Genomic DNA, 25,129 nt, shown 5'->3' on the forward strand with positions numbered 1-25,129 from the left:
AGAGAGGACATCCACGTGAGCTGGACACTGCACGGAGACGGCCGGACGATCGCCGACGGGGATGTCGTCCGACCCGGCGAGAGGCTCTCGTGGCCCCGCACCATCGGCTTCGGCGGCCAGCACGTGGTCGCCATGTTCGGCGCGACCTTCCTGGTGCCGCTGCTGACGGGCTTCCCGCCGTCGACGACCCTGTTCTTCTCCGGCGTGGGAACGATCCTGTTCCTGCTGCTGACCGGCAACCGCCTGCCCAGCTACCTGGGCTCGTCCTTCGCGTTCATCGCTCCCATCCAGGCCTCGATGCAGTCCGACGACATGGCCGCCGCCCTGTTCGGCCTGGTCGTCACCGGCCTGCTGCTCGCCGCCGTGGGCGCGCTGGTCATCGTGACCGGCACCCGGTGGATCGAGGTGCTCATGCCGCCGGTCGTGACCGGCGCCATCATCGCGCTGATCGGCCTGAACCTGTCCGGGGCCGCGACCGACAACTACAAGAGCGCCCCCTGGATCGCGACCATCACGCTGGCCACGATCGTCGTGGTCGCGGTGGCCTTCCGCGGCCTCATCGCCCGGCTGTCGATCCTGATCGGCGTCGTGGTCGGCTACATCGCCGCCGCGATCGGCGGCGAGCTCGACTTCAGCGCGGTCGGCGACGCCTCGTGGATCGGCTGGCCGGAGTTCACCTCGCCCAGCATCACGTGGTCCGTGGTGCCGATGTTCCTGCCGGTCGTGCTGGTGCTCGTCGCCGAGAACGTCGGCCACGTGCGCAGCGTCGCCCACCTGACCGAGGACCCGTCCCTGAACCAGAAGACCGGCCCGGCCCTGCTGGCCGACGGCCTCGCGACGTCGATCGCCGGCATGGGCGGCGGCTCCGCCACGACGACGTACGGCGAGAACATCGGCGTCATGACCGCCACCCGGGTCTTCTCCACCGCCGCCTACTGGGTCGCCGCCGTCGTGGCGATCGCGCTGGGCATGTCGCCGAAGTTCGGCGCCCTGCTCAACACCATCCCCAGCGGCGTCCTGGGCGGCGTGACCGTGGCGCTGTACGGCCTCATCGGGCTGATCGGTGTCAAGATCTGGATGGACAACCACGTCGACTTCACCCAGCCCATCAACCAGTACACCGCCGCGATCGCCTTGGTCATCGGCATCGGCGACCTGACCCTCTCGGCCGGCGACATGACCTTCACCGGGATCGCGCTGGGCACGATCGCGGCGATCGTGGTCTTCCACGCGATGCGCCTGCTGCAGCGCCTGCGCGCCTGATCGCGGGGACCCTCAGGCGTCGCGGCGTCCCAGCAGCCACCACGCCGCGGCGCACAGGGCGGCCACCTCGGCCAGCATCACGCCGAAGCCGGTCCAGGCGCCGAGCGCATCGGGGTTGAACGACACCGGTGCGACCAGCGCGCTGGCTGCGTTGCCGGGCATCAGCTTGGTGATCCACTCGCCGAGCTGGCCGGGGATCAGCATGACCATGTTGCCGATCACGAACACCGTCGCCAGGACGATCGAGATCGCCGCGGCGGTGTGCCGGACCAGGAAGCCGACCGCCATGGACAGCAACCCGAGCGCGGCGAGGAACAAGCCGCACCCGTACATCGCCCGGGCCACGTCGCCCTCCAACGGCAGGCCGATGCCCTCGCGGGCCAGGAAGTGGTTGCCACCCAGGTAACCCAGCAGGGCGGTCAGCGTGCCGACCACGAACAGGACGCCGCAGACCACGACGGCCTTGGCCAGGAACACCGACCCCCGACGGGGCACGGCCGCGAACGACGTGCGGATCATGCCGCTGCCGTACTCGGACGTCACCGCGAGCGTCCCGATGATGACCGCGCAGACCTGGGCGATCATCATGCCCCAGGTGATGAACGCTCCCGGGGCCTCGTCGGCGTCCGAGCTGGCAAGCCACTCGGCGTTGCCCCAGCAGATCAGCGTCGTCAGCCCCGCCCCGAGCACCACCAGGGCGATCATCGTCCACCACGTGGAGCGGACGCTCCACAGCTTGATCCACTCGGCGTGCAGGGTGTGCCCGAAGCCGGCGGAGGCAGCGTCCATCCCGGCGCGGGTCTCGTGAAGGGTCAGTGTGCTCATCGTCGTACCGCCTTGATCTCTTCGGCGGCCTTCGCGTGGTACTCCACGCTGTCGGCCGTCAGTGCCATGAACGCGTCCTCGAGCGAGGAGCGCACCAACGTCAGCTCGTGCAGCAGCAGCCCGTGCGAGCCGATCAGCTCGCCGATGGCGGGCGCAGCGAGTCCCTGCACCCGCAGCTCGTCGCCGACCCGGGTGACCTCGAGCCCGCGACCGACGAGCAGCGCCTCGATGTCGGTGGACTGCGGCGCACTCACCCGCACGTAGGACGCCGCGTGGTCGGCCATGAACTGCCGCATCGAGCAGTCCGCCAGGATCGTCCCCCGACCGATCACGATGAGGTGGTCGGCCATCAGCGCCATCTCCGACATGAGGTGGCTGGAGACGAAGACCGTCCGCCCCTCGTCGGCGAGTCGGCGGGCCAGCTGCCGGACCCAGCGGATCCCCTCGGGATCCAGTCCGTTGACCGGCTCGTCGAGGATCACGACGGCCGGGTCGCCGATCAGCGCCGCCGCGATGCCCAGCCGCTGGCCCATGCCGAGCGAGAAGCGCCCCGCCCGTTGGCCGGCGACCGCGTCCAGGCCCACCTGCTCCAGCACCTCCCCGACACGGGTGGTGGGGATGCCGTTGCTTGCCGCCAGCCAGCGCAGGTGGTCGCGGGCGGAGCGTCCCGGGTGGATCGCGTGCGCCTCGAGCAGCGCACCCACCTCCCGCAACGGGGCCGGCGAGTCGCCGTACCGGTGGCCGTTGACGCTCACCGATCCCTTCGTCGGGCCGTCCAGCCCCATCGCCATGCGCATCGTGGTGGACTTGCCGGCACCGTTGGGGCCGAGGAAGCCGGTCACCCGGCCGGGCTCGACCGTGAAGTCGAGGCCGTCGACGGCGATCTTGTCGCCGTAGGCCTTCGTGAGGCCCTGGGCGCGGATCATGCCGGCGCCCCGTCGCGTGCTGTGCACCAAGGATTTGTCATCATGCGTCCACTGTCGGGGCCGACGAGCCCGCCGGGCATCCGTGAAGCACCCCGCCGTCACCCTGAGCAAACCCTGAATCCATGGGTACGGTGGTTCCATGTCCCGCACCGATGAGACCCCCGGCAGCCCGCAGTGGCGGCACGCCGCGCGCACCGGCCTGTTGGCCTTCGCGCGACGGTCCGAGCGCCCCGACGGCGGTTTCATCTGGCTGGACGACAGCGGCCAGCGTGACCGGGACAAAGGGCTCGAGCTGTGGATCAACGCGCGGATGACATACGTCTTCGCCCTGGCACACCTGGCCGGTGATGACGATGCGCAGCGCCTGTCCGAGCACGGCGTCAAGGCGCTGGCGACCCTGTTCCACGACGACGAGCATGACGGCTGGTACGACGAGCTCAGCCTGCAAGGACAGCCGGTCGACCGCGACAAGCGCTGCTACGGGCACGCCCACGTCCTGCTCGCGGCAGCCGCCGCGAGCGCGGCCGGGGTCGAGGGCGCGGCGGCCCTGCTCGACGAGGCCCTCCGCCTGCAGTCCGAGCACTTCTGGGACCAGGAGTCCGGCCGGTGCGTCGAGGCGTTCAGCCGCGACTGGTCCATGCTCGATCCGTACCGCGGCGCGAACAGCAACATGCACACCGTCGAGGCCTACCTGGCCGCCGGGGACGTCACGGGTGACCCGGTGTGGCACGAGCGGGCGCTGTCGATCTGCGAGCGCATCATCGGCATCCACGCCCGCTCCCACGGATGGCGCATCCCCGAGCACTACGACCACGACTGGACGCCGGTGCCCGAGTACAACCAGGACTCACCGGCCGACCCCTTCCGCCCGTACGGCGCCACCCCCGGTCACGCCTTCGAGTGGTCCCGGCTGCTCGTGCAGCTCGCGGCCAGCCTGGAGGACCCGAAGCCGTGGCTCCTGGAGTCCGCGGAGGCGTTGTTCGCGCAGGCGGTCCAGGACACGGTCGAGGACGACACCCCCGGCCTGGCGTACACGACCGACTGGCACGGGGTGCCGGTCGTCCACGAGCGGTTCCACTGGGTCATGTCCGAGGCCGTGATGGCCGCAGAGGCCTTGCACGCCTTCACCGGCAGCCCGTTGCACGCGGGTCTGGCCAGCCGCTGGTGGGCCGAGATCGACGAGTACTTCGTCGATGCCGCCACCGGCGCCTGGCACCACGAGCTCACCCCCGCGATGACGCAGTCGTCGCGGACGTGGCGCGGCAAGCCCGATGCGTACCACGCCTTCAACGCCCTGACCCTGCCCGATCTGCCCCTGGCGCCCAGCGCCGCGCTGACGATCGGCGCCGCGCGGTGACGGTCCTGGTCATCGGCGAGGCGCTGGTCGACGTCGTCACGCGGCCCGGACAGGACCCCGAGCCCCATGCCGGCGGATCGCCGTTCAACGTCGCGATCGGTCTGTCCCGGCTGGACGTCCCGACCGTCCTGGCCGCCCAGATCGGCGGGGACCGCCACGGCGACGGCCTGCGCTGGGCCCTGGACGACTCCCACGTGACCCTGGCCGCCCTGTCGCCCGTCCCCGACCGCACGTCCACCGCGAATGCGACGCTGGGCGAGGACGGCAGCGCCAGCTATGAGTTCGACCTGACCTGGGACCCCGACGGGCTGCCCGATCCGTCGGCCTTCGACGCCGTGCACGTCGGCTCGCTGGGCACCGCGCTGCAACCCGGCGCCAAGCTGGTGGCCGGGCTGGTGACCGGCGCGGACGCGCTGGGGGTGCCGGTCTCGTACGATCCCAACATCCGGCTCACCGTCGAGCCCGATCCGCAGGTGTGGCGCGCCGTGTTCGACGCGATCGCGCCGCACGCCACGATCCTGAAGATGAGCGACGAGGACGCCGACACGCTGTTCCCGGGCGAGGCGCCCGCCGACCTGGCCCGGCGTCTCGCCGCCGAGCACGGCATCGTCGCGATCACCTGCGGGTCGCAGGGATCGCTCATCGCGGCGGGCACCGCATTCGCCTCCGTCCCACCCGCGGACGTCCGCGTGGTCGACACGATCGGCGCCGGCGACTCGTTCATGGCCGCGATGCTGTCGTGGTGCGCGATGTACGACTGGCCGTCCGCGGACGAGCTGGACGACACCGAGCTCACCGACCTGGCGCTGTACGCGTCCAGCGCCGCGGCGATCACCTGCTCCCGCCCGGGCGCCGATCCGCCGTGGACGGCCGAGCTCACCCCGTGACACCGCCGCCGGTGCGGCACTTCGCAGGAGGCGACGGCGTCCGGCTCGCCTACCGGGAGGTGGGGGACGGACCACCGGTGCTCCTGCTGCACGGCTTCATCACCACCGGATCGTTGGCGTGGCTGAGCAGCGGCCACGCCGAGCGCCTCGCAGCCCGCGGCCACCGCGTCGTCATGGCGGACCTCCGTGGGCACGGTGACAGCTCGCGCCCGCACGACCCGGCTGCCTATCCACCCGACGTCCTGGCCGATGATGCCCTCGCCCTGGTCGAGCACCTGGGGCTCGGCGACTACGACCTGGTCGGGTACTCGCTCGGCGCCCGCACCGTCATCCGGATGCTCGCCCGCGGCGCGACTCCACGGCGCGCTGCGGTCGGCGGTGCCGGCTACGGGCAGATCATCCACTCCGCCGGGAGCGGAGCGATGTTCCGGCACGTCCTGGAGAATCGTGGCCGGCACGCGTGGGGCTCACGCGAATGGTTGCTGGAGGGTTTCCTGCGCAAGACGGGCGGGGATCCCGAGGCGCTCCTGCTCGTGCTGGACACCCTCGTCGACACCGCCCCCGAGCAGCTCGCGGCCATCCCCGTCCCGACCCTGGTGATCGAGGGCAGCCAGGACGACCCGGACAGCGGGCGTCAGCTGGCCGCTGCATTGCAGGACGCCGTGTTCGTCGAGGTGCCCGGCGACCACATCGGCGCGTCCGGAACACCGGAGCTGGGCGATGCGATCGCCGGGTTCCTGGACCGGCGACCGGGCTGAATTCAGGCGTTGTAGCCGCCGTGGGCGTCGAGCACCGCGCCGGTGACGTAGAGGCAGCCGGGGTTCAGAGAACTGGCCGCGCACCCCGGACCGACACGCACGCAGCAGCGGCCTCCGCGCCCGCCAGCAGCGCAGAGGTTGCATCGCGCTGCTCGACCCACCGGCTGAGGAAGCCCGCGCAGAAGGCGTCGCCGGCACCGACGGTGTCGACGACCTCCGTCGCGCCGGCGGGCACGGCGTGACCCGCGAACGTCGCGCCGTGCTGCCCGCGGGTCAGGACGACACCGTCGCCGCCGAGCTGCAGGAAGCCCTGCTCGTCCTCGTTGGGGAAGACCAGATCGGCGCCGGCCAGCCAGCCTGCCGCGGCATCGCGACCGGCGGCCTGCAGGAAGCCCAGCGAGCTGGGATCGATGCTGACCCCGGCTCCCCGCCGGCGCGCCTCGTCGACCAGGGCGATGGCCAGCGGGCGTACCTCGTCGTCGAAGAACGAGTAGCCGGTCAGGTGCAGCCAGCCCACGTCCTCCCAGACGTCGGCGGGCACGTGCTCGGCGGTGAGCGTCGCATTCGCGGCCCGGTCGACGTACATCGTGCGGTCGGCGGCCTCGTCGAGGGTCAGGACGATCGTCGCGGTCGGCAGGTCGGGATCGCCGCTGATGCGCGCGTCCACCCCGTGCGACCGAAGGGCCGCCGCGTGCCGCGAGGTGGCGTCTGCACCGCAGCGTCCGACGAACCGGACCGGCGCACCGAGGTGACCCAGCCACGATGCGACGTTCGCAGCCGATCCGCCGGGAGTCATCCGGATCTCCGAGACCGTGTCGCTGGCCGGGTTGACCGTACCGAGGGGCCGGACCCCGATGTCGTCGACCAGATCGCCGACGACCAGGATCACCGGCCGGTCCGATGTCACCGGCCGGACCAGGACAGTGCGATCTCGCCCGCGACGCGGATGTTGTTCTCGGCGATCTTGAGGTTGACCGCGAGGCTGTCGCCGCCGGTCAGGCCCACGATCGTCTGCAGCAGGAACGGCGTGACCTCCTTGCCCGACAGGCCCTTCTCGTCGGCCATGCGCAGCGCATCGGCCAGCGCCTGGTCGTGGACGGCCGGGGCGAGCTGCTCGGTGACCGGCAGCGGGTTCGCGACCAGGATCGCGGCCGGCTGGCCGAGCGCATCGCGCGTCCCCATGACGTCCGCGACCGCCGCGGCGTCCGGCACCGACCAGTCCAGCTCGAAGCCCGAGTCGGTGAGCCAGAAGCTGGGGAACCTGTCGGTGCCGTAGCCCAGCACGATGACGCCCAGCGACTCGAGCCGCTCCAGCGTCGCCGGGATGTCCAGGATCGACTTCACGCCCGCCGAGACCACCGTGATCGGCACCTCGGAGAGCACCTTGAGGTCGGCGGACTCGTCGAACGTCTCGGCCGCCCCGCGGTGCACGCCGCCCAGGCCGCCGGTCGCGAACACCCGGATGCCGGCCAGGTCGGCGATGTAGGAGGTCGCGGCGACGGTCGTCGCGCCGCTGCCACGGCGGGCCAGCGAGATCGGCAGGTCACGCACCGTGAGCTTGGGGATGTCCTCGTTCGCGACCCGGACGAGCTCCTCGTCGGTCAGGCCGGCCTTGAGCTCGCCGTCGAGCACCGCGATCGTGGCCGGTACCACGCCCATGTCGGTGAGGATCGCCTCGAAGCGACGGGCCGCGGCCAGGTTGTCGGGGCGCGGCAGGCCGTGGGAGATGATCGTCGACTCCAGGGCCACGACGGGCCACCCCTCGTCGAGGGCGGACTGGACGGCGGGAGAGATGCTCAGCGGGATCGTCACGCCGGGAGCCTACAGACGAGCCAGCCCGAATGTGACGGCGCCCACAGCCAACCCCACGAGGACCAGCCCGAGGATCCCGCCGACGATCGTCACGAGCCGCGACGTGCCCATTGCAATGCGGCGGCCACGGCGGAACTCCGACGCCGACGGAGACACCACGCCGCCCCGGGTCAGCGTGAACGACATCCCGATGCCGCCGAACGCGAACAGCGTCGCCGCCATGGCGGCTGCCCCGGCCGCGGTGCCCTGGTCCGCGGCGGTGCGCATCACCACGGTGCAGACCGCCAGACCCGCGCAGGTCGCGAGGAACCAGGCCAGGAGCGCCAGGAGACCGCGTCCGGCCGAGCGTTCGGCGGCACCGGCCACGGCGTCCTGCACCCGGTCGTCCCAGTCCAGCAGCACCGCACCCGCCAGGAAGGCCACGATGGCCAGGACGACGAGAGCGCCCACGCCTCAGATCTCGGTGCGGTGGAAGTTCGCGTGCGAGCGGGACGCCGTCGGGCCGCGCTGGCCCTGGTAGCGCGAGCCGTACTTCGCCGAGCCGTAGGGGTTCTCGGCCGGCGAGGTCAGCCGGAAGTAGCAGACCTGGCCGATCTTCATGCCCGGGTAGAGCTTGATCGGCAGCGTCGCGACGTTCGCGAGCTCGAGCGTCACGTGGCCCGAGAAGCCCGGATCGATGAAGCCCGCCGTCGAGTGGGTCATCAGGCCGAGTCGGCCCAGCGAGGACTTGCCCTCCAGGCGCGCGGCGATGTCATCGGGCAGCGACACCAGCTCGAACGTGGAGCCGAGCACGAACTCGCCGGGGTGCAGGATGAACGCGTCATCGCCCTCGACCTCGACCTCGCGGGTCAGGTCGGACTGGTCCGCGGCGGGGTCGATGTGCGGGTACTTGTGGTTGTCGAAGACCCGAAAGAACTTGTCGAGTCGAACATCGATGCTCGAGGGCTGGATCATGCCGGGCTCGAACGGGTCGAGCCCGACGCGTCCGGCCTCGATCTCGGCCAGGATGTCGCGGTCGGAGAGAAGCACGTGTAGAAACTACACGCACCTCGGGACTACGGTCGTCGCATGGCACGTCTCATGTACTCCGCGAACGTGACCCTCGACGGCTGCATCACCGATCGGGAGGGCAGCTTCGACTGGGGCTTCCCGAGCGCGGAGCTCCACCAGTTCTTCAACGACCTGTTCCGGCCGGCGGGCACGCACGTCTACGGACGCCGTCTCTACGAGACCATGGCGGTCTGGGAGACGATGGGTGACGACGACCCCGTGACCCGTGACTTCGCCGAGGTGTGGCGGGGCGCGGACAAGATCGTCTACTCCCGGACGCTCGAGCAGCCGAGCACCGCCCGGACGCGGATCGAGCGCGACCTCGACACCACAGCGCTGCGCACCTTCGTGGACACGGCCGACCGTGACGTGCTGATCGGCGGTGCCGAGCTCGCGGGGCAGGCGCTGGCCGCGGGCATCGTCGACGACCTGCACACCTTCGTGTTCCCGGTCGTCGTCGGCGGCGGGGTCCGGGCCCTGCCGGACGGCGTGCGGCTCGATCTGGAGCTCGTCGGCGAGGATCGCTTCGACAACGGCGTGGTCCACCTGCACCACCGCGTCCTGCGGTGAGCGAATTCGAGATCCGGCAGGACGATCTGCGCGGCGGCGAGGTCATCGCCCTGCTCGAGCAGCACCTGGCCGAGATGAACAGCCACACCCCGCCCGAGAGCGTGCACGCCCTCGACGTCGACCGGTTGCGGGCGCCCGGCGTGACGTTCTGGAGCGTGTGGTCGCCCGACGGTCGCCTCGCCGGCTGCGGGGCGCTCAAGCGCATCGATGACACCCATGCGGAGATCAAGTCGATGCGGGTCGCCGACGACTTCCGCCGTCAGGGGGTCGGGCAGGTCGTGCTGCGGCACCTGATCGACGCCGCCCGCGCGGCCGGCTACCGCCGGGTCAGCCTCGAGACGGGCAGCAACCCGCCGTTCGAGGCCGCCCGCCGGCTGTACGAGCGCAACGGGTTCACCTACTGCGGGCCGTTCGACGGCTACGTCGAGGACCCGTGGAGCGTCTTCATGACGCTCGAGCTGTGACCTTGCGCCGCCGCAGCCCGGCGCCCACCGCGTAGGCCGCCAGCAGCAGGGTCATGACGATCCAGCTCAGCAGGTAGGGACGGCCCAGGATCGTGTCGTTGCCGGCCTTGCCGCCCTCTCCGCTCAGCACGGGCAGGAAGGCGATCGTCAGCGTTCCCCAGACGCAGAACGCGGTGGCCGCCGAGCGGCGGAAACCTCTGGGCAGCAGCCGGGCACCCAGGGCGCCGATCAGCACGGCGAGCGGCGCGAGCACGGCGTCGTGCAGCACCACTCCGCCGGCGAGCCAGAACGCCTCGGACGTCAGCTGCTCGCGGGTGAAGTCCCGCATGAGCCACCCGCCCCACCCGATACAGCCCAGTCCGATGGCGATCAGCAGCCCGCGCAGCACCCTCATGCATCCACCTGGAGCCGGTTGACCCACTTGGTCTGGAATACCCCGGGACGATTGGGGGCGATGAGCCGCGCCGGATAGCCGTGCTCGACGTCCAGGGTCTGTCCGTTGAGCTCGAGCGCCAGCATCGTGCGTCCGTCGCGAACGACGTTGCCGACGACCCGGGACGAGCCGAACGCCCCTTTGGTCTGCAGCGACCCGACCACGATGTCCGTGCCCGGTGCGGCGCCGACCAGTGCAGCGAGATCGCGCAGCGGCACCCCCGTCCACGTGGCGCTGCGGCTCCATCCCTCTACGCACGCGATCGGCAGCCGGTGCGTGCTCTGCGGCATCGCGGCCAGCTGCTCGCGGCTCAGCGACACCGACCGCTCGCCGGCGACGATCACCAGCCGCCAGGCCGGGTCCATTGCCGTCTGATCGGTCCCCGCGCCCGCTGCGGTGCGGTTGATCGGCAGGCCCTGGGGTCCGTCGCCGGGACGCACCGAGAATGCCGAGATCCGGCGCAGCCACGGGACGGTCTGGCCCGCGGTCAGCAGGACGGCCAGGCCGGACGCGACGAGCGCCCCGTGGAGCACCGATCGCCTGGTCGGGGCGGCGGGATCGGCCTGCTTCTCCGCGACCGGCTCGCCCAGGCCCTGCCGGATGACCGGCAGCTTGACGGCGATGTGCACCAGCAGCGATCCGATCGCGACCCACGCGACGGCCTCGTGGGTGCGGCGGAAGCTGAACTCCCACGGGTACCAGCCGATGATGTTGAGCGTCCCGCTGGCCAGCATGAACAGCGATGCGGCCATCAGCACCGCGATCGAGCCGCGCTCCAGCGCCTCGACCAGCAGCGCTCGTGCTCCGCGGGCCGGCCGGATGAACAGTCGCGGGTAGACCGACCACAGCTTGACCAGCAGCAACGGGATCGCCGCAGTACCGCTGATGACGTGCAGCCCCTGGGTCACGCGGTACAGCTGGGTCGGGCGAGGGCTCAGCGTCAGCCAGCCCGGCGTCGCGTACTGCAGATGGCTCCACATTCCGGTCGCGAAGCACACGACGAAGCAGACCCCCAGCAGCGATCCGACCCGCGCGGTCAAGGCGGTCCCCCGGGCCCGGCTGTCGAAGTCCTCCGGTCGAGGGATCCGCCGCTCGATGTCGGCGACGGTCGGCAGCCTCACGGCATCCGGTGCAGCGTCGCGGTGTGACGCCCCCCGATGGTGCTCGTCGCCAGCACCTCCATGCCCGCCGAGGCCGCGACCTGCTCGATCGCGTCGAGGCCCACGACGGCCCAGTCGAAGGGGGCCGAGAGCCGGCCGTCGACCCGCAGCTGGCGACGCTCGCGCACCAGGCCCGCCCCATGGTCATCGACCTCCGCGATCACCTGCCCACCCGGCGCGAGCACCTCGCCGAGGCGCTCCAGCAGGCGCGCCGGGTCGCCGCCGATGCCCAGGTTGCCGTCGGCCAGCAGGGCGTAGGCCCAGCTCCCCTCGCCCGGGAGCGCGGAGAACACGCTGCGGCGCTCCGCGTGCGCACCGCGGTCGCGGGTCTGGCGCACGGCCTCGCTCGACACGTCGATGCCCATCGCGGGCACCTGCCGCGACGTCAGCGCACCCACCAGGCGTCCGGGCCCGCAACCGACATCGATCGTCCCGGCATCGCACGGGGCGATGAACAGCGCGTGGTCGACCCAGTCCGCCTCGGCCGCCCAGGTGGGGACGTCGAAGGGCTCCGTGCGGCCGATGTGGTCGACGACCTGGGTGGACAGCCCGGAGTACGCCGCGTCGTAGGCGCTGACGGCATCGAAAGCGAGCCTCATGCGCCGGTCCGGGGGCGTTGCCGCTCGACGGCGTCGGCCATCAGGGAGATGGGGATGTCGCCGGCGATCGCGACGGCGTCGTCCCAGGTGTCCATGTCGCGCAGCGTCCGCAGCCGGACGACGTCCCCGCCGAGGGCCTCCACGGTGCGGTCGCACGTGTCGTCCTGCGACATCGGCACATCGACCAGATGCTTGGCCAGCGCCGGATCGGGCAGGCCGAGCAGCCACCAGCCGCCGTCCTGCGCCGGGCCCACCACGATGCTGCCCAGCTCGACGGTCCGGCCGGCGTCGAGGTAGTCGGCCACGAGCAGCTGCGGGGTGTCCATGCCGACCTGGACGATGCCGGCAGCGCTGTCGCCGACCGCTGCCGCAGCGTCGGCGTGCGCGTTGGCGAGGCGCGCGGCCAGGCCGTCCCCACGCTGCGACACGACCTGCAGCGGCTCGAGCGCCGCCGCGATCTCCTCGCCGCGCGCCGCGGCCGACAGATCGCCGGTCATCGCGACCACGACGGGCCAGCCGACCGCGGTGGCCGTCGTCAGCGTGTCCAGCAGTGCGGCGGCGGCGAGCTCGGCTGCGCCGTCGTCGCCGATCGTCCGCGCGATGCGGGTCTTCGCCTGCCCCGGGACCGGCGCCTTCGCGACCACCAGCAGGAGGGTGGGGGCGGTCATCGCAGCACCTTGGCGAAGTCGTGGGCGACCAGCACGGTGCCCCGGACCGAGCCGGACACCTTCGACTTCGTGCCGGCTGCGCGCCGTCCGTACGACACGTCGACCTCCTGGACGGTCCAGCCCGCGCCGGCGGCGCGCAGCATCAGCTCGAGCGGGTAGCCGAACCGGCGGTCCTGGACGCCGAGCGCCAGCAGGTCGTCGCGGCGACACACCCGCATGGGGGCGAGGTCGTGGATCGGGAACCGGCTGCGCCGGCGTATCAGGGTCGCCAGCAGCTGCGTTCCCAGGCGGGCGTGCCACGGCCACACCCCGGCGGCCACGGGGCGTCGGCGGCCGACGGCCATCGTGACCGCACCGGAGCGCACCAGGTCGAGCATCGGGACGAGCTCGTCCAGGCGCATCGAGGCGTCCCCGTCGATCACGGCGACGTGCTCCGCGGTCGCGGCGAGCATCCCGGCGTGGACGGCCGCGCCGTACCCGGGACGCGGCTCCGTCACGACCTGGGCGCCGAGCGAGCGGGCCACATCGGCGGTGCCGTCGCTGGATCCGTTGTCGACGACGATGACGTTCCAGCCGTCCGGGACGGCGGCGAGCACGAGCGGCAGCGCGCGTGCCTCGTCCCGGCAGGGAATCACGACATCGCACAGGCTCATACCCATGGTTCGACGCTAGGTCGGTCCCTGGTTGGTGGGGAGGGCAGTAATTCTCTGGTTCGCGATCACGACGGGCCGGACCCGGCCGCCGCGCCTAGGCTGTGCGCGTGCCTGGACTTCCCGCTCGTTCGCGCGCCGCGGCGGCGTCGGCGGCAGCCGGCCTGCTGCTGGTGGTCGCGTCGATGGTCCTGCCACGGTGGCTGGACGAGGACGTCCGGGTGCACTGGCCACCGCTGCACGCCGACTGGGACCCACGGATCGGCATCCTGACGCTGCCAGCGGTGGCGATCGGGCTGGCGCTCGCGCTGGTGCTGCCGGTTCTGGCGCGCAACGTCCCGTGGCGGGTGCTGCTGCTGGCGGCCTTCGCGGCGACCTGGGTCTGGGTCATGGCGCTGGCGATGACCGAGGGCACCGACGGTCTGGCTCGGGTCTTCGAGCGGCGCCAGGAGTACGTCTACGACGCCCAGGGCGTGGGCTCGATCCACACGATGCTGCAGACCTTCGTCGACCGGATCCCGTACTCATCGCCGGAGAACTGGCACGTCCACGTCGCCGGACACCCGCCGGGCGCCCTGCTGTACTTCGTGGGCATCGACCGGCTCGGCATCACCGATCCGTTCTGGATCGGTGTGGTGTGCGTGACGATCGCCTGCACGGCGGTCGTGGCGGTGCTCAGCACCCTGCGGACGCTCGGCACCGAGCGGCTGGCCCGGTCGGCGATGCCGTGGCTCGTCCTGGCGCCCACCGCGGTGTGGACCGGCGTCACCGGCGACGCGGTGTTCACGGCTGTCGCCGCGTGGGGACTCGCCCTGCTGGCGATCGCGGCGAAGCGCGGGGGCGCGGTCCCGGCGATCGGGGCGGGGCTGCTGCTGGGCAGCTGCGTCTACCTCTCCTACGGCCTGGTGCTGCTCGGCATCCTGGCCGTCGCGGTGCTGCTGATCGCCCGGTCGTGGCGTCCGCTGCCATGGGCGGTCGGCGGCGCGCTGGTCGTCGTCGCGCTGGTCACCGCCGGGGGCTTCGCGTGGTGGGAGGCGTATCCGGTGCTGCGGGAGCGCTACTACGACGGCATCGCCTCGGAGCGGGCGTTCTCGTACTGGGTGTGGGGCAACATCGCGGCCTGGACCTTCACGGTCGGCCTGGCGGTGTGGGCGGCGTTCCCCGCGGCTGCCCGGGCGGCGCGCCGCGGCAACGTCCTGGCCCAGCTGGCGGGGGCTGCCCTGCTGACGATCCTCGTGGCCGACCTGTCCGGCATGAGCAAGGCCGAGGTCGAGCGCATCTTCCTGCCCTTCACGATCTGGGTCGTCGCCCTGCCTGCCCTGCTCCCGGAACGCTGGCACCGCCCCCTGCTGATCTCCCAGGTGGCGCTGGCCCTCCTGACCCAAACCCTCCTCCTGACCAGGTGGTAGCCCCGCTGGTAGCCCCACTTTTTGGGCACTTATGTACCGATCCGGGGGCCAGATCCGTACATGGGTGCCCAAAGTTGGCGGCTGGGCCGTCTACAGGTGGGGGTCATCCCGTAGGGTATGACCTACCTTAGTAGGTAGGAGAAAGTCATGCCGGACGTACTTATCGCGTCAGCCACAAGGTCCGCCATCGGTCGCGCGAAGAAGGGATCCTTGGTCGACACCCGTCCGGATGACCTCGTCGCCACCGTGATCCGCGCCGCTGTCGCTGATGCACGGATCGACCCGGGATCGCTGGACGACCATGCCTTGGGGACGGCTTATCCCGAGGGTCGACAGGGCAGCAACTTGGCTCGTCGAGTGGTGCCCTTGGCCGGTTTGCCGATCACGGTTCCAGCGACCACCGTGAACCGCTTCTGCGCCTCCAGCCTGCAAGCGCTGCGCATGGGCGCCCACGCGATCTGGTCGGGGGAAGCCCATGCGTACCTCGCATCCGGCGTCGAGTCCATCAGCCAGGTCGGCCGCACCACCACCGAACACGACAAGCACCCCGCGCTCACTGCAGGCGGCATCGCGGACATGTACATTCCGATGGGGCTCACTGCCGAGAGAGTCGCCCGCGAGCACGGCATCAGTCGGGCCGACATGGACGCATTCGCGCTACGCTCCCACCGCCGGGCCATCGCCGCGCAGGACGACGGCAGCACGGCCAGGGAGATCACCCCCGTACCCTTGCCCGACGGCACCTTGTTCACCCAGGACGACGGTCCTCGGCGAGACAGCTCGCTCGAAGCACTGCACGGCCTCCGTCCAGTGTTCGCCGACGACGGGGTGGTGACTGCCGGCAATGCGTGCCCACTCAACGACGGAGCCGCGGCAGCCGTGCTGGTGAGCGATGTCATGGCACAGAACCAAGGTCTTGCTGCACGCGCCAGGATTGTCGCGACCTCCGTCTCGGGCCTCCCGCCCGAGATCATGGGGGTCGGCCCGATCGAAGCAGTGCGCAAGATCCTCGCCGCCACCGGGACAGCGATGGGCGACATCGATGCCATCGAGTTCAACGAAGCCTTCGCGTCCCAGGTGCTGGCAAGCGCCCGGGCCACCGGGATGGACATCGACAACCAGGTCAACCTCCGCGGTGGCTCCATAGCGCTCGGCCACCCGTTCGGGATGAGTGGCATCCGGCTCGTGACCACCCTGCTCACGACCCTGGAGGAGATCGACGGAACGCTCGGCATGGTGACGCTGTGCGTGGGTGGCGGCCAAGGCATGGCGTTGCTTCTGGAGCGGGTCTGACCGTGACAGACGCAGCCGACCCGAATCTGCTCACAAACCGCTCACGCCCGGCGCCGAAAGGTGGTCGCGCAACACATGGGCGCCTCCTACCTACTGCGGTAGGCTGCTAGTACTGCATACGAAGGAGTTGCCATGTCCCACCCCAGTCCGAACGCCGCCCCGGCGGACGTCCTGGCCTCGTCCCTGCAGGACCTGGGATTCTCCTCCTACGAGGCGCGGTGCTACGTGGGCCTCCTGGGGCAGCCATCCCAGACTGGTTACGCGGTCTCCAAGCGCACCGGCGTCCCGCAGCCGAAGGTCTACGAGGCGCTGCGCAAGCTCGTGGCGCGAGGTGCGGCCTTCGAGGTGGATGTCGATCCAGTGCTGTTCGCAGCCGTTCCTCCCAAGCAACTGCTGGATGGCCTGTCCTCTCACTTCCAGGAACGGCACCGGGGTGCCCGCGAGGCAGCCGAACGCCTCGCCATCGATACGACGGTTGCTCCGGTCGCGGCCGTTTATGCCCTCGACAGCGCCAGCAGCTCGATCGCCGCCGGAACAGCGGCAATTGCGCGCGCCTCCCGGCGCGTGTACACGTCCGCCAGCCCCGACGAGATGGCTCAGCTGTTGCCGGCCCTGGAGGAACGCAGGGATGCCGGGGTCGACGTCGTCCTGATCGACTTTGCCCGCAAACCACTCCCCGCCGACGGGATGCGGGTGTTTCGCCACGCCAGCACCGAGAACTCGATCTACCGGCACCACCAGGCCCGGCACATCGCGGTCGTCGTCGACTCCGTCGAGACGGTCTACGCAGTTGCTCCCGGCGGAGACAACTGGGACGGCGTGCGGACCCGCAACGCGGCCGTCATCGCCGCCGTCAAGGGCATGATCAAGCACGATATCGATCTGCAACAGATATACGCCGATTTCGGCCCCGCGTTGGTCGCAGCCTATGGGCCGGGCCTGCAGGCCTTGGAGAAGTACCGTCAGGATGACACCAGCGAGAGGACCGCGGGCGATTCCGGCTCCGCCGTCCAGGACACGTCACTCATGGGCTGAGGCCGGCACGGTCAGGCCTGCAGGTCCGCGACGAGATCCTTCTTCGAAACCTTTCCCACCGGCGAGAGCGGGAACTCCGGGTAGATTCGCAGCTTCTCCGGAAGCTTGTGTCGCGCCAGCTCGAAGGTCGAGAGGTGCTGGACAGCCTGCTCAAGCGTCAGCGACATGCCGTCCCTGAGCACCACGCACGCGCACATCCGCTCCCCGAGCACATCGTCCGGGTACGGAACCACGGCCACATTGAGCACCGATTCGTGCCGAAGCAGCAGATTCTCGATCTCCTCGGCCGAGATCTTCTCCCCGCCCCGGTTGATGAGGTCCTTCTTCCGACCTGCCACCACGTAGTTGCCGGACGGGTGACGCCACATGAGGTCTCCGCTCATGTAGAAGCCTTCAGGAGAGAAGGCATGGCGGTTGTGCTCGGGCGCGTTGAAGTAACCGCGCAGCGTGTATGGGCCGCGGGTCCACAGCTCACCGACCTCGCCGTTCGCGACGTCGCGACCGTCGTCATCCACCAGGCGCACCTCGTCGTCGGGACAGATCGGGCGGCCGACGGTCTCGAGACGAACCTCGTCGGGGTCGTCGAGCCGCACGAACATCAGCAGACCCTCGGCCATGCCGAAGTTCTCCTGCACCGTTGCGGAGGTGAAGATCTCCTGTGCGCGCAGACGGGTCTCTGGCTGCAGCCGCTGCCCCCCGCTCTGGATGACCCGCATCGAGGAGAGGTCCACGTCGCGGATCCCCTCATGGTTCAGCAACTTGATCAACAGGGCGGGCACGACGTGCATGTGGGTGGCACGATCACGCACGATTCGTGCCAGCACGACCTCGGCACGGGTGGAGGTGACCAACGAGACGCTCGCGCCAGCGAACAGAAAACCTTGCATGCCGGGACACGCAAGCGGCAAGTTGTGCGAGATCGGCAGCACGTCCAGCAGCACGTCGCCCTCGCGCACATCACATACCGACACCGCGAGATGCGAGTTGAAGGCGTAGTCGTTGTGACTGCGCGGGATGAGCTTGGGGATGCCGGTCGTGCCTCCGGAGAGCTGGAACACCGCAGGATTCTCGGCATCGAGGCCATCGCGGAGCGCGAGCACTTCAGCCACGGTCGTGACGGGCTCGCGGGTCAGCAAGGTCTCGATGCCGACCGCGCCCGGCACCTCTGCCCCGTCGCCCTCGACCAGGTGCCACCGCAGCCCCGGCTCGGCGGCCTGTACCCGCCGGAAGATGCTCGAGAAGTCCACATCCCTTGCCGCAGGCGGCGAGGCCATGGCGACCGCGCCTGACAACCGCACGAACTGCTCGACCTCACCGAACCTGTGGCTGGGCAGGGCCATGATCGGAATGGCCCCGAGGTGCTGCAGTCCGAGGTAGAACGACGCGAAGGCCGCAGTGTTCCTCAGCTGCACGACCACGCGATCCAGCGGACGCAACCCCAAGTCGTACAGGTTTCGCGCCGTGATCATCGCGCGCTCCGCGAGCTCGGCGTATGTCAGCCTCTCCGTCTCGTCGACAATTGCCACTCGATCAGCAAAGGCGGCGAAAGCATCCTCGTAGTGCTCGATCAGCAGCCGGTCCTCCCAGTAGCCCGCGGCGCGAAATCGCGCGGCGTCCTCGGCCGGGAATCGGACCAGTCCTTGAAGCTCCATCTGCTCTCCACCTGCCGTGGCCGACGATGTCATTCCTGCGCGACCGCTTCTTTGCCGTCGACCGACTTCTTGGTGACCTTGAACTCTGTCAGCAGGTCGTTGTACACGCTGAACACCTTCTGGTCGATCGTGGTCGTGTACTGAGGGAGCAAGATCTTGTCCGCGACCTTGTCCGTTCCCTCCATGTAGCTGGGGACGATCTTGCGCACTTCGTCCGGGTTGGCCTGGGCATACTCGTTGCTCTTGACCACCGCCCGGCGGAAGGCCTTGACGATCTTGGGATTCTTGGCGATATAGCTCTCCGACGCGATCCAGATGACCTGGGTGGCGGCGGGGTCGAAGCCCTCTCCGTTCGAGAGCAGGTCGGTGTGGCCTGCGGCCAGCGCCTGGCTCAGGAACGGGTCACCCATGTCGGCCGCGTCCACCTTGCCCGACGCCAGCGCCTCGGTCATCGACGGGTACGGCACCTCCGTGAACGTGATCTTGGTGGGGTCGACGCCCTTGGACTTCAGCGCCTGGATGATGCTCAGGTGCGGCAGCTGGTAGAGCGTGTCGACGGCGATCTTCTTGCCCTCCAGCTGCGTGACGTCGGTGATGTCGCCGCCCTTTTGCGCGATCAGCCGGATCTGCGACGTCGACAGATCCTCTGGGTAGCCCGCAGCCGGCGCGACAGCCTTGATCGGCAGTGCGTTCGACCGGGCATTGATCAGCGGCGGGATGCCCGTGAAGGCGAACTGAGCGTCACCGCTCACGACCGAGGGCACCGTGGACGCCGCCGGAGTGTCCTTGATCGTCACCGAGAGGCCCTCGTCAGTGAAGAAGCCCTTCTCCACACCCAGCACGAGGCCTGCGGAGTTCGTCACGGCCAGGTTGGCAACCGTGATCTTGACCGGCTTCGAGGAGCTCGGCCCTTCGGATGATTCCGACCCGGACCCGCAGGCAGCGAGTGCGGCCAAGCTGGCCGCTATGACGATGGCGAGCGACTTCTTCATGTTCTCTCCTTGGTACCTACCGGTGTAGGTAGTAGAGTAGTGACGCAGATCACGTGGGTCAAGAGCCGCGTGGGACGATCCGGATCAGCGAGCCTGCAGACGATCCAGCTCGGCCTCGATGGCAGCGTCGTCGATGACGTCGAGGCCTGCATCGCGCAGCTTGACCACCAGGTCCGCGACCTCGGAACGACGCGGCTTGGGCATTGGCGCACGCATCTCGGGGCTGGGGATAAGTCCCCTCAGCCAGACGGCAGCCTTGTACCGGACGTGAAGCCGGCCGAAGTCGCTGAACACATAGGACTGCAGCTGCCGCAGGCCGCCCTCCCAAATCTTCGTGGCCTGCTCGACGTCGCCGGCCCGCCAGGCCTGGATGTGCGCCATCATCGGCTCGAGCGCGTAGTTCCATGCGCCCGAGGACGTCCCGTCCATGGCGCCGTTCAGCAGGTTCTCGTGGAAGTACTTCGCCACCGCACCCAACACCTCGATGGGCCGGTCCTCGGCACGAATCACATCAGTGATCGTGCGGTATCCGTCGTAGTTGTACGTCATCTTCCAGCCAACGACGTTCGGCACCTCACGCAAGATCGTCCGGGTGACTGCCGAAGTCAGTCCCACCCCGTAGCCCGGGGACATCTGGGCGACCGGATGGATGATCATCGGAAGGTCGACCTCGGCTGCGATGGCTTGGAGGATGTCGACGAACACCTCGGGATACATGTCCGCGTTCCAGCACGACGTGACGTCCTGCGCTCCCACCGGGGGGAAGACGAAAAGCCCGTCCGCGCCCGCCTCCGCGGCATCCTTGGCGCACTGCACGAACCCAGCAGTGGTCACATCCACGACGCCGGCGACGACAGGGGCGCGACCGGCGACCTCCTCCATCACGATCGACAGGACCAGACGGCGCTCGTCTCGGTCGAGGTAGAACAGCTCTCCCGCCTCGGGGTTCGCGATCAGGGCGATGCCCGCCTCCAGATACTCCTCGGTGAGGAATCCGCGCAGGAAGTTACGGAAGGCGGGCTCGTCGATGGCGCCGTCATGGGTGAAGGGAAGAACGGGAGTGACAAAGAGTCGGCCGAACGGTTGGTGCGTCATGGTTGCTCTTTCCGGGGTTGAGGTCTTGGTAGGGGCGTCGGTCAGTGCTGACCGATCAGAGCGGTGATACGGCGGCGGTACTCCTGGAACTCGGGGCTTGCCCGGGTCTCGAGCTGGTCGCGAGGGCGGTCCAGCACGATGTCGATGGCCTCGATGACACGGCTGGGCCGCTGCGAGAGCACCAGAACGCGATCGGCCATGAAGATCGCCTCGTCGATGTCGTGCGTGACGAGAAGGCCCGTCCATCCGGCCTCGACCCACAGGTCGAGCACCATCGACTCGAGGGAGGTGCGCGTCTGGGCATCGACCGAGGCGAAGGGTTCGTCCATCATCAGCAGACGTGGGTCGGCGCTGATGGCGCGAGCGATTGCCACCCGCTGCTGCATGCCACCGGACAGCTGCCAGGGGTACCGGTCGCCGAACTCCACCAGCCCCACATGGCGCAAGGAGCGCTCCGCCTGCTCACGGCGCTCCGCCTTGGGAAGACGGTGAAGCCCGAGCTCCACGTTGGCACGCACCGACAGCCATGGCATCAGGCTGCGGGTGTACTCCTGGAACACGACGCCGAGTCCGGCTTGCACACCAGCGACGGTGCGACCGTCGAACTCCACAGTTCCCGAGGTCGGAGCCAGCAGGCCGGACAGGCACCGCAGCAGCGTCGTCTTGCCACAGCCCGACGGTCCCACGATCACGACGAATTCTCCCTTGTCGACGGTGAACGTGAGATCGTCGATGGCGACCGTCGACGCGCCCCCGCCTGTCCCCGCGTAGGTCTTGCGCACCCCGGACACCGAGAGAAGGGGTGGCACGTCCCGATCGGGTGTGGCGGTGGACGCCAGTGAGCTTTCAGTCATGGGCCATGCCTTTCTGTCCGTGGTACCAGCGGAGTGCGCGGCGCTCCACGAGGTTGAAGGCGGCGGTAAAGAGACCGCCGAGCGTGGCGAGGACCAAGACGCCCGAGTACATGTCGAGCAGCGCGAAGGATCGTTGCGACTGGAGCACGAACTGCCCCAGGCCGGAGTCAGCCGACACCATCTCGCTGACGACCATCATCACGAGCGACAGCCCCAGCGCGATCCGCAGTCCGGCGAAGACCTGGGGCAGGGCGGCAGGAACCGTCACCCGCCGCAGGCGCATCACCGGGCCATAACCGGCCACCCTCGCCGCATCGAGCAGCCGGACGTCGACGGCACGAGCGCCGTCCGTGGCGTTCAGCAGCACGGGCCATGCGGCGGCCAGTGCGATGAGACCGATCCGAGTGGTGCTGCTGGCACCGAACGCCGCGAACAGCACCGGAATCAGGATCGGCACCGGTGTCGCACGGGCGAACTCCAGCGCCGGACGGGTCCAGCGCTCAAGAGTTGGCAGCACACCGAGCAGAGTGCCGATCACGTAGCCGACGCTGCCGCCCAGCAGGAAACCGGCGAGCGCGCGTCCTGCCGATGGAAGGACATCGGTCTTCAGCCGCTCACTCGTGACGAGCGACCAGGCCCCGGAGAGTGCATCTGTGAACGGCACCACGAAGGGAACGAGCTGCCGTACGCCCACGAGCTCCCACAGTGCCAGCAGCACGGCCAACGTCGTCGCCCCCAGGGCCAGCCGTCGGGGGAACCGGAGCTGGAGTCGAAGGCCGCGGCGTCCCGGCGCCAAGGGTGCGGTGGTCATGTGAGCGCCTGTCGGTGGGTGTGCCACGAGGTGAGGCGCTGCTCCATCAGGCGAACGAGCGCATTGACGACCGTGCCGAGCAATGCCGCGAGCAGCACCCCGGCGAATGCCGAGTCGTTGTCGCCGGCCTGCTGTGTCGTGCTGACGAAGTAGCCGAGTCCTGTGCCTGACGCGACCAGCTCGGTGACGATCGTCAGCACCACGGCCACCGCCGCCGCCAGCCGCACACCGGTCATGATCGAGGGGAGCGCCGCCGGCAGGAGAACGCGCCACGCCATCGCCGTACGGGACAACCCCACCAGCCGCGACGCGTCGACCAGCAGAGGATCGATGTTACGGGCGCCGTAACGGGTGTTGTAGACGATCGGCCAGATCGAGGCGAAGGCGATGAGGGCCACCTGCATCGTGAGGCCGAGGCCGAGCACGACAACTGCCACCGGCACGAGCGCGACTGCCGGAATCGGCCTCAGCAGGTCGAGGGTCAGGCCGAGCGCGTCGTCGGCCAGCTGCAGTCGACCAACCAGAAAGCCCAGCGGAACACCGATGACGACAGACGCGGCCAGGCCGGCCAGGAAGGCGCGCACGGTCTCCCCCAGGGGATCCACGAGAGTGCCGTCGCCAAGAAGAGAAACGGTGGTTCGCACCACTGTGCCGGCCGCCGGGACCTGGTCTGTCGGCAGGACGCCCAGGATCCGCAGACCGTTCCACAGAACGCCGATCACCAGCACCGTGATGACCAGCCGTCCCACCGACATCACCACGGCACGGACGCGGACGCGGCTCGGCGAGATCGGATCACTGAGATCTGTGTCACGTCGCACGTGCTCACCATAAGCCGCGCCGCTGGCCGCCGAAGTGGCATCCGCAGACTTCGCGACACGGTCGGTGGCGACGGCCCGCTGAGTCATGTCGTGGCCGTGAAGCCGCCGTCGACCACCACGATCTCCCCCGTCACGAACCGATGCGTGACGGCCAGTGCGTAGATGGATTCGGCGACATCCTCGAGGGTGACGTTTCGCTTGAGGGGCGTCTGACGAGCCCGCCGCTCCATCAGCGACTCGTAGTTGTCACCGAGGGTCCGCTCCATCCACTCACCGGCGATCCAGCCCGGAGCCACGGCGTTGACGCGGACCTCTGGTGCCATGACGCGCGACAGGGTCTTGGTGAGGCTCACGACGGCAGCCTTGCTGGCTGCATAGGCCAGCGGTTGCGGGCCCGGACGCAGCCCGACGATGCTGGCGACGTTGACGATGGAGCCCTGGCTTCCGCGCAGGGCCGGGGCGGCCGCGCGGGTCACCTGCACCAGACCGCGCACGTTGACGCGAAAGACCTGGTCCCAGTCATCCAGATCGATGCCGGCGAGATCGTCGGGCGGCGTCTGGCTGGTGGTGCCGGCGTTGTTCACGAGCACGTCCAGTCGCCCGTCATCTCCTGCCGCCGCGGCCACCATCTCCTGCACGGCGGCGTCATCGCTGACGTCCGCCTTCACCGCCTGGTGCGAGCCGCCATGCTTTTCCAGCTCTCGCAGCGTCTGTTCCGCGCGATCATGTGAGCGGCTGTAGTTGATCGTCACGTCGAAGCCCTCCTCGGCGAGCTTCAGGGCGGCGGCACGCCCGATGCCGCTGGCGGAGCCCGTCACGAGGGCCTTGGGGCGGACATTGGCGGGCATCGATCCCAGGCTGTCGCTCATAGGCCCAGCACCCGCTCGGCGTTGGCATGGAAGACCTTCTCCATCACCTCGTCGGAGTAGCCCAGCTCGTCCCACTCCCGCAGCACCCGCTCGAACGGGATGCTGGGGTGATCCGTGCCGAACATGATCTTGTCCTGCAGCCGACTGCGGATATCGGTCTTGAGCTGCGCCGGGAAGTATTTGGGGGCCCAGCCGGACATCTCCCAGAACACATTTCCCTTGTGCAGCGCCACGGCAGTCATCTCGTCGACCCAGGGCCAGCCCGGATGCGCCGCGATGATTGTCAGGTTGGGAAACGACGCAGCCAGGTGGTCGACCGCCATCGGGTGGGCATCGTCGACGCGAGCCCCCAAGCCTCCCGGGAGCCCGGCGCCCATGCCTGTCGTGCCGACGTCCACCATGACAGGCAGACCAAGCGCCTCAATGGCCTCGAACAACGGGTAATGCGCGTGATCGTCAACACGGAAGTGCCCCATGATCGGATGGAAGTGGAATCCCAGGACGCCATCCTCCTTCGCGGCCCGCGCCACTTCATCGATCGCGTCCGGACCCTTGAGTGGATCCACCGCACCCCATGCGCCCAAAAAGACATCCGGATAGCGGTCCCGAAGTGCCGCGACCGACTGATTGCTGCACGGCTTGGCCCCCGTGAGCGATTCGATGTCGAAGGCCACGAGGACAGCCTGAAGGCCGTGGGCCCGGATGTCGGCGACCACGTCTTCCTCAGATCGTCCGACCCACGGCTTGTTCCAGTACTTGCCGAGAGCTTCGGCGAAGGGGCCCTGGGAGTCCACCCATTCCTGGGTTCCGGGGTAGCAGTGCAGATCAATCCGTCTCATGCGGACAACCTACCTACCTAAGTAGGTAATATCAATA

The 25,129-nt window shown here is 69.5% G+C and carries 28 protein-coding genes; 9 read left to right on the forward strand and 19 right to left on the reverse strand.

The window, feature by feature from the left end; translation table 11 throughout:
• Positions 1 to 15: 15 nt before the first annotated feature.
• Complete coding sequence (locus tag NQV15_RS17075) at positions 16 to 1,263, forward strand: uracil-xanthine permease family protein (RefSeq protein WP_232403652.1); 1,248 nt, start codon at positions 16 to 18, stop codon at positions 1,261 to 1,263.
• A 12-nt stretch (positions 1,264 to 1,275) separates the two neighbouring features.
• On the opposite strand, the gene NQV15_RS17080 is transcribed toward NQV15_RS17075, so the two are convergent.
• Together NQV15_RS17080 and NQV15_RS17085 are read right to left on the reverse strand one after the other, a co-directional pair.
• Positions 1,276 to 2,088: an ABC transporter permease subunit gene (locus NQV15_RS17080; protein ID WP_232403653.1), complete on the reverse strand. Its 813-nt coding sequence runs from the start codon at positions 2,086 to 2,088 to the stop codon at positions 1,276 to 1,278.
• Complete coding sequence (locus NQV15_RS17085) at positions 2,085 to 3,014, reverse strand: ABC transporter ATP-binding protein (RefSeq protein ID WP_232403656.1); 930 nt, start codon at positions 3,012 to 3,014, stop codon at positions 2,085 to 2,087. The genes NQV15_RS17080 and NQV15_RS17085 overlap by 4 nt, the downstream gene beginning before the upstream one ends.
• 139 nt (positions 3,015 to 3,153) lie before the next feature.
• Here NQV15_RS17085 and NQV15_RS17090 point away from each other — a divergent pair, with 139 nt between their 5' ends.
• From NQV15_RS17090 to NQV15_RS17100, 3 genes are read left to right on the forward strand one after another with little or no spacing between them, the layout of a single operon-like run.
• Positions 3,154 to 4,371: an AGE family epimerase/isomerase gene (locus NQV15_RS17090; protein WP_232403658.1), complete on the forward strand. Its 1,218-nt coding sequence runs from the start codon at positions 3,154 to 3,156 to the stop codon at positions 4,369 to 4,371.
• Complete coding sequence (locus NQV15_RS17095; protein WP_232403660.1) at positions 4,368 to 5,258, forward strand: carbohydrate kinase family protein; 891 nt, start codon at positions 4,368 to 4,370, stop codon at positions 5,256 to 5,258. Before NQV15_RS17090 ends, NQV15_RS17095 begins: the two co-directional genes overlap by 4 nt.
• A complete protein-coding gene (locus NQV15_RS17100) occupies positions 5,255 to 6,016 on the forward strand; it encodes an alpha/beta fold hydrolase (RefSeq protein ID WP_232403662.1) in 762 nt (253 codons plus the stop codon). The genes NQV15_RS17095 and NQV15_RS17100 overlap by 4 nt, the downstream gene beginning before the upstream one ends.
• Positions 6,017 to 6,080: 64 nt before the next feature.
• On the opposite strand, the gene NQV15_RS17105 is transcribed toward NQV15_RS17100, so the two are convergent.
• The 4 genes from NQV15_RS17105 to dcd are packed head-to-tail and all read right to left on the reverse strand — an operon-like array spanning position 6,081 to position 8,857.
• Entirely contained in the window at positions 6,081 to 6,923 is an 843-nt protein-coding gene (locus tag NQV15_RS17105) for a carbohydrate kinase family protein (RefSeq protein WP_232403663.1), read from the reverse strand.
• A complete protein-coding gene (locus tag NQV15_RS17110; protein ID WP_232403664.1) occupies positions 6,920 to 7,828 on the reverse strand; it encodes a pseudouridine-5'-phosphate glycosidase in 909 nt (302 codons plus the stop codon). The genes NQV15_RS17105 and NQV15_RS17110 overlap by 4 nt, the downstream gene beginning before the upstream one ends.
• Positions 7,829 to 7,837: 9 nt before the next feature.
• Complete coding sequence (locus tag NQV15_RS17115) at positions 7,838 to 8,278, reverse strand: hypothetical protein (protein WP_232403665.1); 441 nt, start codon at positions 8,276 to 8,278, stop codon at positions 7,838 to 7,840.
• Between the two features lie 3 nt (positions 8,279 to 8,281).
• Positions 8,282 to 8,857, reverse strand: coding sequence for a dCTP deaminase (dcd, locus tag NQV15_RS17120; protein WP_232403666.1), 576 nt, complete (start codon positions 8,855 to 8,857; stop codon positions 8,282 to 8,284).
• A gap of 39 nt (positions 8,858 to 8,896) precedes the next feature.
• Between dcd and NQV15_RS17125 the strand changes: the two genes are divergently transcribed.
• Together NQV15_RS17125 and NQV15_RS17130 are read left to right on the forward strand one after the other, a co-directional pair.
• Positions 8,897 to 9,448 carry a dihydrofolate reductase family protein gene (locus NQV15_RS17125; RefSeq protein WP_232403667.1) on the forward strand — a complete coding sequence of 184 codons (552 nt, stop codon included), beginning with the start codon at positions 8,897 to 8,899 and terminating at the stop codon, positions 9,446 to 9,448.
• Positions 9,445 to 9,912, forward strand: a complete 468-nt coding sequence (locus NQV15_RS17130) for a GNAT family N-acetyltransferase (protein ID WP_232403668.1) — start codon at positions 9,445 to 9,447, stop codon at positions 9,910 to 9,912. Before NQV15_RS17125 ends, NQV15_RS17130 begins: the two co-directional genes overlap by 4 nt.
• Here the strand turns inward: NQV15_RS17130 and NQV15_RS17135 are convergent.
• Genes NQV15_RS17135 through NQV15_RS17155 form a run of 5 tightly spaced genes read right to left on the reverse strand, consistent with a single transcriptional unit; the run spans position 9,893 to position 13,431 of the window.
• Positions 9,893 to 10,306 (reverse strand): hypothetical protein, encoded by a 414-nt coding sequence (locus tag NQV15_RS17135; RefSeq protein WP_232403669.1) that lies wholly within the window; start codon positions 10,304 to 10,306, stop codon positions 9,893 to 9,895. The two genes, NQV15_RS17130 and NQV15_RS17135, sit on opposite strands and share 20 nt — an antisense overlap.
• Entirely contained in the window at positions 10,303 to 11,466 is a 1,164-nt protein-coding gene (locus tag NQV15_RS17140) for a molybdopterin-dependent oxidoreductase (RefSeq protein ID WP_232403670.1), read from the reverse strand. The genes NQV15_RS17135 and NQV15_RS17140 overlap by 4 nt, the downstream gene beginning before the upstream one ends.
• Positions 11,463 to 12,104: a class I SAM-dependent methyltransferase gene (locus NQV15_RS17145; protein WP_232403672.1), complete on the reverse strand. Its 642-nt coding sequence runs from the start codon at positions 12,102 to 12,104 to the stop codon at positions 11,463 to 11,465. Before NQV15_RS17145 ends, NQV15_RS17140 begins: the two co-directional genes overlap by 4 nt.
• Complete coding sequence (locus NQV15_RS17150; RefSeq protein WP_232403674.1) at positions 12,101 to 12,772, reverse strand: TIGR04282 family arsenosugar biosynthesis glycosyltransferase; 672 nt, start codon at positions 12,770 to 12,772, stop codon at positions 12,101 to 12,103. Before NQV15_RS17150 ends, NQV15_RS17145 begins: the two co-directional genes overlap by 4 nt.
• Positions 12,769 to 13,431, reverse strand: coding sequence for a glycosyltransferase family 2 protein (locus tag NQV15_RS17155; protein ID WP_232403676.1), 663 nt, complete (start codon positions 13,429 to 13,431; stop codon positions 12,769 to 12,771). Before NQV15_RS17155 ends, NQV15_RS17150 begins: the two co-directional genes overlap by 4 nt.
• A 101-nt stretch (positions 13,432 to 13,532) precedes the next feature.
• Here NQV15_RS17155 and NQV15_RS17160 point away from each other — a divergent pair, with 101 nt between their 5' ends.
• The 3 genes from NQV15_RS17160 to NQV15_RS17170 all read left to right on the forward strand — a co-directional run bounded on the left by NQV15_RS17160 (position 13,533) and on the right by NQV15_RS17170 (position 17,159).
• Positions 13,533 to 14,831 carry a hypothetical protein gene (locus tag NQV15_RS17160; RefSeq protein WP_232403678.1) on the forward strand — a complete coding sequence of 433 codons (1,299 nt, stop codon included), beginning with the start codon at positions 13,533 to 13,535 and terminating at the stop codon, positions 14,829 to 14,831.
• A gap of 147 nt (positions 14,832 to 14,978) precedes the next feature.
• On the forward strand, positions 14,979 to 16,124 hold the full coding sequence (locus NQV15_RS17165; RefSeq protein ID WP_232403679.1) for an acetyl-CoA C-acyltransferase: 1,146 nt from the start codon (positions 14,979 to 14,981) through the stop codon (positions 16,122 to 16,124).
• Positions 16,125 to 16,256: 132 nt separating this feature from the next.
• Positions 16,257 to 17,159, forward strand: coding sequence for a TrmB family transcriptional regulator (locus NQV15_RS17170; protein ID WP_232403680.1), 903 nt, complete (start codon positions 16,257 to 16,259; stop codon positions 17,157 to 17,159).
• An 11-nt stretch (positions 17,160 to 17,170) separates the two neighbouring features.
• Here NQV15_RS17170 and NQV15_RS17175 read toward each other — a convergent pair whose 3' ends face one another.
• From NQV15_RS17175 to NQV15_RS17210, 8 genes are all read right to left on the reverse strand, one after another.
• A complete protein-coding gene (locus NQV15_RS17175; RefSeq protein WP_257125067.1) occupies positions 17,171 to 18,844 on the reverse strand; it encodes a (2,3-dihydroxybenzoyl)adenylate synthase in 1,674 nt (557 codons plus the stop codon).
• Positions 18,841 to 19,803 carry an ABC transporter substrate-binding protein gene (locus NQV15_RS17180; RefSeq protein WP_232403682.1) on the reverse strand — a complete coding sequence of 321 codons (963 nt, stop codon included), beginning with the start codon at positions 19,801 to 19,803 and terminating at the stop codon, positions 18,841 to 18,843. The genes NQV15_RS17175 and NQV15_RS17180 overlap by 4 nt, the downstream gene beginning before the upstream one ends.
• 84 nt (positions 19,804 to 19,887) lie before the next feature.
• Positions 19,888 to 20,898, reverse strand: coding sequence for a dihydrodipicolinate synthase family protein (locus NQV15_RS17185; protein WP_232403683.1), 1,011 nt, complete (start codon positions 20,896 to 20,898; stop codon positions 19,888 to 19,890).
• 41 nt (positions 20,899 to 20,939) lie between these two features.
• A complete protein-coding gene (locus NQV15_RS17190; RefSeq protein ID WP_232403684.1) occupies positions 20,940 to 21,752 on the reverse strand; it encodes an ABC transporter ATP-binding protein in 813 nt (270 codons plus the stop codon).
• Positions 21,745 to 22,563 (reverse strand): ABC transporter permease, encoded by an 819-nt coding sequence (locus NQV15_RS17195; protein WP_232403685.1) that lies wholly within the window; start codon positions 22,561 to 22,563, stop codon positions 21,745 to 21,747. The genes NQV15_RS17190 and NQV15_RS17195 overlap by 8 nt, the downstream gene beginning before the upstream one ends.
• Entirely contained in the window at positions 22,560 to 23,312 is a 753-nt protein-coding gene (locus NQV15_RS17200) for an ABC transporter permease (protein WP_257125068.1), read from the reverse strand. The genes NQV15_RS17195 and NQV15_RS17200 overlap by 4 nt, the downstream gene beginning before the upstream one ends.
• Positions 23,313 to 23,467: 155 nt before the next feature.
• Entirely contained in the window at positions 23,468 to 24,253 is a 786-nt protein-coding gene (locus tag NQV15_RS17205) for an SDR family NAD(P)-dependent oxidoreductase (protein ID WP_232403688.1), read from the reverse strand.
• Positions 24,250 to 25,092 carry an amidohydrolase family protein gene (locus NQV15_RS17210; RefSeq protein ID WP_232403690.1) on the reverse strand — a complete coding sequence of 281 codons (843 nt, stop codon included), beginning with the start codon at positions 25,090 to 25,092 and terminating at the stop codon, positions 24,250 to 24,252. The genes NQV15_RS17205 and NQV15_RS17210 overlap by 4 nt, the downstream gene beginning before the upstream one ends.
• Between the last annotated feature and the right edge of the window lie 37 nt (positions 25,093 to 25,129).

The organism is Aeromicrobium wangtongii (assembly GCF_024584515.1).
GTDB classification, from domain to species: domain Bacteria; phylum Actinomycetota; class Actinomycetes; order Propionibacteriales; family Nocardioidaceae; genus Aeromicrobium; species Aeromicrobium wangtongii.